The organism is Gottfriedia acidiceleris, assembly GCF_002128425.1.
Lineage (GTDB): Bacteria > Bacillota > Bacilli > Bacillales > Bacillaceae_G > Gottfriedia > Gottfriedia acidiceleris.
This window is the reverse complement of sequence record NZ_NESS01000039.1, coordinates 1-793: the sequence shown is the minus strand read 5'-3', so window position 1 is coordinate 793 and position 793 is coordinate 1. Positions and strand designations below refer to the sequence as shown.

7 tRNA genes are annotated in these 793 nt (G+C 50.4%); all 7 read left to right on the top strand.

The features are described 5' to 3' along the window. Positions 1–40: 40 nt before the first annotated feature. The 7 genes from B6K90_RS23265 (at position 41) to B6K90_RS23235 (ending at position 667) form a co-directional block, all read left to right on the top strand. Positions 41–116: transfer RNA gene (locus tag B6K90_RS23265), tRNA-Lys, on the top strand. Positions 117–138: 22 nt separating this feature from the next. Further along, positions 139–221: transfer RNA gene (locus B6K90_RS23260), tRNA-Leu, on the top strand. 22 nt (positions 222–243) lie between these two features. Then, positions 244–318 (top strand) — tRNA-Gly (locus B6K90_RS23255). An 8-nt stretch (positions 319–326) separates the two neighbouring features. Further along, positions 327–413: transfer RNA gene (locus B6K90_RS23250), tRNA-Leu, on the top strand. Positions 414–423: 10 nt separating this feature from the next. Beyond that, positions 424–500: transfer RNA gene (locus B6K90_RS23245), tRNA-Arg, on the top strand. A gap of 5 nt (positions 501–505) precedes the next feature. Then, positions 506–582, top strand: a tRNA-Pro gene (locus B6K90_RS23240). Between the two features lie 9 nt (positions 583–591). Further along, positions 592–667: transfer RNA gene (locus tag B6K90_RS23235), tRNA-Ala, on the top strand. Positions 668–793: the final 126 nt, after the last annotated feature.

Below are 793 nucleotides of genomic sequence, written 5' to 3'. Positions count from 1 at the left end.
GTAGGTTGGGGGTTCAAGTCCTCTAGTCGGCACTCTTTATGAGCCATTAGCTCAGTAGGTAGAGCATCTGACTTTTAATCAGAGGGTCGAAGGTTCGAATCCTTCATGGCTCACCATTTTCTAAAAAAAGAAAATATTGCGGGTGTGGCGGAATTGGCAGACGCGCTAGACTTAGGATCTAGTACTTCGGTGTGGGGGTTCGAGTCCCTTCACCCGCACCATTTATATTTATAAGCAGTATACGCGGAAGTAGTTCAGTGGTAGAATACAACCTTGCCAAGGTTGGGGTCGCGGGTTCGAGCCCCGTCTTCCGCTCCACATATGCTGCCGGGGTGGTGGAATGGCAGACACACAGGACTTAAAATCCTGCGGGGGTTGACCCCGTGCCGGTTCGAGTCCGGCCCTCGGTACCATTTTTAATATGCGCCCGTAGCTCAATTGGATAGAGCGTTTGACTACGGATCAAAAGGTTATGGGTTCGAGTCCTTTCGGGCGCGCCATATTACGGGAAGTGGCTCAGCTTGGTAGAGCACCTGGTTTGGGACCAGGGGGTCGCAGGTTCAAATCCTGTCTTCCCGACCATTTCAACATGGGGCCTTAGCTCAGCTGGGAGAGCGCCTGCCTTGCACGCAGGAGGTCAGCGGTTCGATCCCGCTAGGCTCCACCAAGATGATCTTTGAAAACTAAACAAAACATGAAGTAAACGTCAATTATTAGTTTTTTGAGCAATAACAAGATTTAAACTTAACTTTTATGGAGAGTTTGATCCTGGCTCAGGACGAACGCTGGCGGC